Below are 7,050 nucleotides of genomic sequence, written 5' to 3'. Positions count from 1 at the left end.
ACATGGCGGAACGCCCTGCGGGCGTGCCGCTGCCATCCTCCATCACCCGAAGCGCTCGCGAATGGCCGAGACAGACCCCCACTGGAAGGCGGACGCCCAGGCGAGCCGGCTCGCCGAGCTGACCGCGGACGAAGGCGACCTGAAGGAGGTCCCGCTCCGACGGGACGTGCGCTCCCTGGGGATGCTCCTGGGGGAGGTGATCCGCGAGCAGGAGGGCGCCGAGCTCTTCGGCGTGGTGGAGGAGCTTCGCCACCTCGCCATCGCGCACCGGGAGCGGAGCGCCGGCGACGAGGCGCGCCATGAGCTGATGGCGCGGGCGGAGGCGCGGGTGGGCGAGCTGGAGGTGCGCGACGCGTACCGGCTCACCCGGGCGTTCTCCATCTACTTCGAGCTCACCAACCTCGCCGAGACGCAGCACCGCAAGCGGCGCCGGCGCGCCTCCGGCCTCCGCGCGGACCAGCCGCCGCAGCCGGGCACCTTTCACGGCACGCTGCTCCGCCTGCGCGACGCGGGGCTGGGGTGGGACGCCGTGCTCGACGCGCTCGGCCGGGTGCAGGTGGTGCCGGTCTTCACCGCGCACCCCACGGAGGTGTCGCGGCGCACCGTGCTCTTCAAGCGCGCCCGCATCTCCGCCGCGCTGGAGCGGCTGGACCGGCTCCCGCTCACCGACGCCGAGGCCGCCGAGGAGGAAGCCGCCATCGCGGCCGAGATCACCGCGCTCTGGCAGACGGACGAGGTGCGCCGGCAACGCCCCACGGTGCTCGACGAGGTCCGCATGGGGCTCGACTACTACCCCGGCGTCCTCATCCCCACCCTCCCCCGTCTGTACTTCGAGATCGCCGACGCCTTCGCGCGGGCCTACGGGAAGGAGCTCTCCCCGCGCGAGCTGCCGCAGGTGGTGCGCTTCGGCTCCTGGATCGGCGGGGACCGCGACGGCAACCCCTTCGTCACCCCGGAGGTCACGCGCCAGGCGCTCCAGCTCGCCCGCGAGACGGTCCTCGACTACTACGTGGAGGCGCTGGAGGGGCTGGTGGAGCGGCTGAGCGCCTCCACGCTCCAGGTCCCGGTCACCCCGGAGCTGCAGGCCGCGCTGGAGCGGTACCGGGCGAGCATCCCCTCCCTCGACCCCACCCCGGAGACCCGCGCCCCCACCGAGGTGTACCGCCGCTTCCTGGGCTACGCGGGGTGGCGTCTACGCGCCGCGCGCAACGACCCGGGGGACCCCCAGGCCTACCCCGACGCGGCCGCCTTCGCCGAGGACCTGCGCCTGGTGCGCGAGAGCCTGGTCCGGAACCGGGGCGAGCGCCTCGCCCGCCTCCTCCTGGGCCCGCTGCTGCGCAAGGTGGAGACGTTCGGGTTCCACCTGCACGCGCTGGACGTGCGGCAGCACGCGCGCGTGCACGAGCGGGCGCTCCGGGAGCTGTTCGGCTCGCCCGGGGGCGCGGAGGACGAGTCGCCGCCGCTCCCTCCCCCGCCCTCTCCCGACACCGTGGGGCTGCTGGAGACGCTCCGGACCGTGGCGGAGCTGAAACGCACCTATCCACCGGAGGCCGTCCGCACGTACGTGGTCAGCGGGGCCCGCTCCGTGGAGGACGTGCTCGCCGTGGTCCGCCTGGCGGGGCTGGCGGGGGTGCGGGTGGCCGCGGAGGGCGACGACCCGGGGCTGATGCCGGTGCCGCTCTTCGAGTCCATCGAGGACCTGCGCAACGCGCCGGAGGTCTGCCGCGCGCTCTGGACACGCACCGACTACGCGCGGCTGCTGGACTCGTGGGGGCGCACCCAGGAGGTGATGCTGGGCTACTCCGACTCCAACAAGGACGGGGGGATGCTCACCAGCACCTGGGAGATCTACAAGGCGCACCGCGAGCTGCACCGCGTGGCGCGGGAGTGCGGGGTGACGCTGCGCCTCTTCCACGGCCGGGGCGGCACCGTGGGGCGCGGCGGGGGGCCCACGCACCGGGCCATCACCTCGCAGCCGCCGGGCGCCTTCGACGGTGAGATCAAGATCACGGAGCAGGGCGAGGTGCTCGGCTGGAAGTACGCCGACCCCGTGCTCGCCGAGCGGAGCCTGGAGCTGATGGTGGCCGCCTCGCTCGACGCGCTCGCCCGCACGGAGCGTCCCGACCCGGAGCGGGAGGCGCGCTGGGAGGAGGCCATGGAGCGCATGTCCGCCGCGGCGTTCGCCTTCTACCGCGAGCACGTGGCCGACGACCCGGAGGTGCTCGCCTACTTCCAGCAGGCCACCCCCGTGGGCGAGCTGGAGCACGCCCGCATCGGCTCCCGCCCCGCGCGCCGCGGCGAGACCCGCGGGCTGGACGACCTGCGCGCCATCCCCTGGGTGTTCGGGTGGATGCAGAGCCGGCACGTGCTCCCCGCCTGGTTCGGGGTGGGGTACGCGCTGGAGCGCTTCGTGGAGGAGGAGGAGGGGGGCGAGCGGCTGCTGCGGGAGATGATGCGGGACTTCCCGCTCTTCCACGACCTGGTCCGCAACGTGGAGATCGGGATGGCGAAGGCGGACCTCTCCATCGCGCGCCGCTACGCCGAGCTGGTGGAGGACGAAGGGCTGCGCGAGCGGGTGTTCGGGCGCGTGGTGGAGGAGTTCGAGCGCACCCGGCGGATGGTGCTGCGCGTCACCGGGCAGGATCGGCTCCTGGACGAGAACCCGGTGCTCGCCCGCTCCATCCGCCTGCGCAACCCGTACGTGGACCCGCTGAGCCTGGTGCAGGTGAGCCTGCTGCGCCGCAAGCGCGCGGGCGAGGAGAGCGAGGAGCTGAACTACGCCATCGCGGCGACCATCAACGGGATCTCGGCGGGGCTGCGGAATACCGGGTGATCTTATCTCCGCTCGCTGGACCCCTCCAGCTGATCCCAATCGGCTGTCCAAAAAAACCGGGTGTCCTGTACAGCGCGAGGTGCACTCCGACTCGGAGTGCACCTCGTCCGGCTGGGCCGTAGTCGAGGATCTACGCGACAGTGGTGCGGCCCGCCGCTGCCGATGCGGGTTCGGCCAGCACGTCGTCCAGCTGCCCGAGCGCCGACTTCAGGCCCTCGATCATTCCCATCTCCACCAGCTGCTCCATCGACTCGAGACTGGTGAAGTGGGTGACGCTGGTGAACCGCGAACCGGTGGAGGTCGGCTCGAACGTGAACACCATCCGCATCGACGGCATGTCTTCGTTCGGACGACCATCTTCGTGCGAGAAGCCATCTTCGACTTCGATCCGGCGGACCGGCTCCACCGCCAGGAAGCGCCACCAGCCGCGCGACGAACTGCCGTCCGGTCCGGTCATGTAGTACTCGGAGCGGCCGCCAACCGTCATGTCGTGCCGGGTGAAGGTGGCGGGCCAGGCTTCCGGCCCCCAGAACCTCTCCAACTGGCGCGGGTCGGCGTACGCCTCCCAAAGGCGCTCGACCGGAACGGGGTACTCGCCGACCACGGTCAGGGTGAGGGCGTCTTTGTCTGAGGTGACGGACTTGATGGGCATGGCTCACTCCTGGTGGTTGGGGTGGGTGAACACGCGGTCGAGCTGACTGAAGCGGGCCCTCCACAGGCCCTCGAGCTGAGCGAGTAGATCGCGCGCCCGCGCGATTCGCTCCGGGTTGCCGCAGACGATTCTCTCGCGGCCCTGCGCCTGCTTCGTCACGAGTCCCGCTCCTTCCAGTACCGTGACGTGCTTCTGCACCGCTGTGAAGGACATGTCGTACCGCGCCGCGAGGGCTGAGATCGATGCCGCCTCCCCGGCCATGACCCGCGCGACGATGTCTCGTCGGGTCGCATCGGCCAGAGCGTGAAAGACGCGGTCGATCTCCGCATCGCTGAGCGTAGGACGTACAACCATTTGGTTGTATGTTATGCCACGGCTCCCCCCCGCGCAAGGGTCTCGTTTCAGCGACCCGGCACGAGCGCGGTCGCCGTGAAGCCGGATGCCTCATCGCTCAGGTCGTGTCGGCCCGCGATCGAGTCGGGGAGCCGAGCGGCGCGAGAGATCCTGGAACGGGCACGGAACCGCCGAACCTGGTGCAGGTGAGCCTGCTGCGCCGCAAACGCGCGGGCGAGGAGAGCGAGCTGAACTCCGCCATCGCGGCGACCATCAACGGGATCTCGGCGGGGCTGCGGAGTACCGGGTGAAACTGTCTCCGCTCCTCTGGACCCCTCCAGCCTATCCCGATCGGTTGTCCAAAAAAACCGGGTGTCCTGTACAGCGCGAGGTGCACTCCGACGCGGAGTGCACCTGGTGGCGACTGGCACACCTCTGGCAACCCTGCCTCCCCGCAGACGGTGCTGCGATCGCCTGTGCGGGCGCCCCTTTCTTCCGGCGTGGGTCTCCCGTTACTCCGGGTCCGGTCGGCGCCGCTGCCCGGAGGATCATTCCGCGCCCGGGCCACTTCTCCTTTCCGGCTCCCGCTCTCCCGCGGCGCCGGAGCCGAAATGGGAATGCATGACGCTCGACAACCCTGCACTGACCTTCTCCCTCGCCCTCGCGGCGGGAATGATCGCGCAGATTCTGGCAATCCATCTCCGCGTTCCCGGCATCGTGCTCCTCCTCCTCGCCGGGATCCTGCTCGGTCCCGACAGCCTGAACGTGATCCGTCCGAACACTCTGGGCCACGCGTTGGAGATCCTCGTGGGCCTGTCCGTCGCGGTGGTTCTGTTCGAGGGTGGGCTGAGCTTGAACATCTCCCGAATTCGCAAGGAGGCGAGGACGATACGCCTCCTGATCACCGTCGGCGCGGTAGTGACAGCGACAGGGGGTACGCTCGCCGCACGGCTCTTCATGGGGTGGAGCTGGACGATGGCGATCCTGTTCGGCACCCTGGTGATCGTCACGGGCCCGACGGTGATCACTCCGCTACTGCGCCGCATCCGGGTGAGCCGCAACGTCGGAACCATCCTCGAAGCAGAGGGAGTGCTGATCGATCCCATCGGAGCGATCGTAGCGGTGGTCGCCCTGGAGCTGGTTCTCGTTACCGGGCCCAGTACGACCGTGGAGCTCCTCGGGCTCCCCGCGCGGCTGCTGGTCGGCGCCGCGGTGGGTGGAGGAGGCGGGTTCCTGATCGGCTACCTGATCCGCGCGGAGAAGCTGATCTCGGAAGGGATGGAGAACGTTTTCACCCTCTCTCTGGTCCTCGCCCTGTACGCCGCAAGCAACGCGATCCTCCCCGAGAGCGGAATCATGGCCGCGGTAGCGGCCGGGCTCGTGGTGGGGAACATGGAGACTGGACTCTCGCATGAGCTGCGCGAGTTCAAGGAAAGCCTCACGGTCATGCTGGTGGGGCTCCTCTTCGTGCTGCTCGCTGCCGATATGCGCCTCGAGGAAGTGGTGGCGTTGGGATGGGGGGGAATCATGACCGTGCTTGCGCTGATGCTCGTCGTGCGGCCGCTCGCGGTAGGCGTGAGCACGGCCGGATCAATCCTGTCGTGGAAGGAGCGCGGTTTCATCGCCTGGCTCGGGCCGCGGGGGATCGTGGCTGCGGCCGTGGCCTCGCTGTTCGCGCACTCTCTGACCGAGCAGGGCGTCGCCGGTGGGAGGGAGCTGCGGGCACTGGTCTTCCTGGTGATCGCGGCAACGGTGGTGATACAGGGCCTCTCGGGCGGGCTGGTGGCGAACGCTCTGGGGGTGCGGCGGCCACGTAACGGATACGTGATCATCGGAGCGAGCGCGATCGGGCGCACCCTGGCGCGGTTGCTGGACGCCGGAGGGGAGAGCGTGACGCTCGTCGACAGCAACCGCTGGAACGTCCGCGCTGCCGAGGAAGAGGGGCTGGAAGTCATCCTCGGGAACGCGAACGACGAGAGCCGGCTCCTGCGCGCAGACGTCGAGGGGCGGCACGGCTTCCTGGCCGCCACCACCAACGAGGGGGTCAACTTGCTGCTGGCGCGCAAGGCGCGCGAGCAATTCCGGGTGCCGCAGGTCTCGGTGGTACTTTACCGGGGCAAGGCTGGCGTGCAGAACGAGCAGGTCCACGAGAACGGCGCTTCCGTGCTCTTCGGCTCACCCATCGACATCGACCAATGGAGCCGGGGATTTCAGCAGGACGCCGCCACAGTGGAGGCGTGGGCATACGCGGGCGATGGGGAGGTCACTCTCCCCCCTACCGGCGCGGAAGGGAGGGAGCCGATGGAGGCCGCGGTCCTCCCGCTCGCGATGGTCCGAAACGGCAGTACCTGCCCCGTGACCGATGCGACCAGGATCCGCGCCAGGGACATCGTCATGCTGGGCCTGCTCCGGTCGCAGATGGACGCTACCCGCCGACACCTGCGCGCAGCGGGATGGAAGCCGGCAATGAATGATGGGGAGGCGTGAAGAATTGGAAGCTGCGGATGCAGGGCGGCGGACCGTTGCCGGTGCTCCGCGCGCGCATCCATGCCGTAGCCCCGCGCGCGGTCGCGCCCGACAGTGAGCCGCGCTGGGGCCGAATGAAGGCGCCCCAGATGGTCTGCCACCTGGGCGACATGTTCCGCGTGGCTCTGTCCGAGCGTCCGGCCCCACCCGATCGCGCGCGGAGAAGTGACCGTTCCCGCTGCTTCACCGGCCCGCCGGCCGCCGCGCACCCAGGATCACGATCTCCACGCGCCGGTTCTGCGCACGCTCCGCCGGGGTCGCGTTGCCCACGACCGGGCGGCTCTCTCCGTAGCCGACGGCGTCCACGCGGGCAGGATCGACTCCTTCCGCGATCAGGGCCGCGCGAACCGACGCGGCGCGCTGCTCGGAGAGGCGCTGGTTGGCGACCTCTGATCCCACAGCGTCGGTGTGCCCCTCCACCGAGATCCGGTGCTCGGGGAACTGCTGGAGCACCGCGGCGATACGGCCCACCTCGTCCCGTGCACGGGGAGAGAGGGAAGACTGTCCGGTGGCGAAGAGACCCTGTCCCACCACCACCGCCAGGCCGCGCTCGGTCTCCTGGATCCCGGTCACGTTGGCGATCAGCCGATCCAGGTCGAGGAGCGATTCGTAGAGCCGACGCTCGGCCTCGGCCGTACGCTGCTGCGCCTCGCGCGCCGCCCGGGCGGCGGCCTCTTCCCGCGCCGCCGCCTCGGCCGCGGCGCGC

6 protein-coding genes are annotated in these 7,050 nt (G+C 70.4%); 3 read left to right on the top strand and 3 right to left on the bottom strand.

Annotated features, from left to right (window positions below; translation table 11 throughout):
* The first annotated feature begins 61 nt into the window (after positions 1–61).
* Complete coding sequence (locus VGR37_03420; protein ID HEV2146444.1) at positions 62–2,833, top strand: phosphoenolpyruvate carboxylase; 2,772 nt, start codon at positions 62–64, stop codon at positions 2,831–2,833.
* 130 nt (positions 2,834–2,963) lie between these two features.
* Here VGR37_03420 and VGR37_03415 read toward each other — a convergent pair whose 3' ends face one another.
* The gene (locus VGR37_03415) at positions 2,964–3,485 is read right to left on the bottom strand and encodes an SRPBCC domain-containing protein (protein HEV2146443.1); all 522 of its coding nucleotides are present in this window, start codon (positions 3,483–3,485) and stop codon (positions 2,964–2,966) included.
* A gap of 3 nt (positions 3,486–3,488) precedes the next feature.
* The gene (locus VGR37_03410) at positions 3,489–3,839 is read right to left on the bottom strand and encodes a helix-turn-helix domain-containing protein (protein HEV2146442.1); all 351 of its coding nucleotides are present in this window, start codon (positions 3,837–3,839) and stop codon (positions 3,489–3,491) included.
* An 8-nt stretch (positions 3,840–3,847) separates the two neighbouring features.
* On the opposite strand from VGR37_03410, the gene VGR37_03405 reads away from it, so the two are divergent.
* Both VGR37_03405 and VGR37_03400 read left to right on the top strand, forming a co-directional pair.
* On the top strand, positions 3,848–4,129 hold the full coding sequence (locus VGR37_03405) for a phosphoenolpyruvate carboxylase (GenBank protein HEV2146441.1): 282 nt from the start codon (positions 3,848–3,850) through the stop codon (positions 4,127–4,129).
* Positions 4,130–4,439: 310 nt separating this feature from the next.
* Complete coding sequence (locus VGR37_03400) at positions 4,440–6,305, top strand: cation:proton antiporter (GenBank protein HEV2146440.1); 1,866 nt, start codon at positions 4,440–4,442, stop codon at positions 6,303–6,305.
* A 222-nt stretch (positions 6,306–6,527) separates the two neighbouring features.
* Here the strand turns inward: VGR37_03400 and VGR37_03395 are convergent.
* On the bottom strand, positions 6,528–7,050 hold a 523-nt coding region (locus tag VGR37_03395), incomplete at its 5' end, for an OmpA family protein (protein ID HEV2146439.1).

This window comes from Longimicrobiaceae bacterium (assembly GCA_035936415.1).
Lineage (GTDB): Bacteria > Gemmatimonadota > Gemmatimonadetes > Longimicrobiales > Longimicrobiaceae > JAFAYN01.
This window is presented reverse-complemented; position numbering and strand designations above follow the sequence as displayed.

Coding starts and splice junctions, on each gene's coding strand:
- VGR37_03405 (HEV2146441.1), top strand. CDS start 3,848: ATGTTATGCCACGGCTCCCCCCCGCGCAAGGGTCTCGTTTCAGCGACC.
- VGR37_03410 (HEV2146442.1), bottom strand. CDS start 3,839: ATGGTTGTACGTCCTACGCTCAGCGATGCGGAGATCGACCGCGTCTTT.
- VGR37_03400 (HEV2146440.1), top strand. CDS start 4,440: ATGACGCTCGACAACCCTGCACTGACCTTCTCCCTCGCCCTCGCGGCG.
- VGR37_03415 (HEV2146443.1), bottom strand. CDS start 3,485: ATGCCCATCAAGTCCGTCACCTCAGACAAAGACGCCCTCACCCTGACC.
- VGR37_03420 (HEV2146444.1), top strand. CDS start 62: ATGGCCGAGACAGACCCCCACTGGAAGGCGGACGCCCAGGCGAGCCGG.